Origin of the sequence: Bradyrhizobium sp. NBAIM08, from assembly GCF_020193935.1 — a bacterium.
Classification (GTDB): Bacteria; Pseudomonadota; Alphaproteobacteria; order Rhizobiales; family Xanthobacteraceae; genus Bradyrhizobium; species Bradyrhizobium yuanmingense.
Map to the genome: position 1 here is coordinate 1 of NZ_JADYVR010001149.1, position 393 is coordinate 393.

1 pseudogene is annotated in these 393 nt (G+C 74.6%); it reads left to right on the forward strand.

Going from position 1 to position 393, the window contains the following annotated elements:
- Positions 1 to 154: 154 nt before the first annotated feature.
- Positions 155 to 393, forward strand: a pseudogene (locus I6F37_RS43900) (molybdopterin molybdenumtransferase MoeA); the annotation flags it as partial.

Sequence of the window (393 nt, forward strand, 5' to 3'; positions counted from 1 at the left end):
GTGCTCGCCGTCCCACGTCACCCAGGCGGTCGTGAACCCGTCGGCCGGGAAGGCAGTGTGCGCGGGCGCGGTCACCCACCCAGTCTGGCGTCTACCGACGCGCGCGTCCGCTCACGTCGCGGTCGCCCCGGCGGACCGAGATACCGTGCGGCCGATGATCCCGCTCGAAGACGCGCAGTCGTTCGTGATCGGGGCGTGCGCGCCCCTCTCGCCGGTGACGGTGGGGTTCGAGGCTGCCGAGGGGCTGGTGCTCGCCGCCGAGGTCGTGGCCGCCGAGCAGGTGCCGCCGTTCGAGAACACTGCCGTCGACGGGTACGCCGTACGTGCCGCCGACACGGCGGCCGTACCGGTGGAGATGCCCGTCGTCGCCGAGGTCGCGGCCGGGGCGGCGAC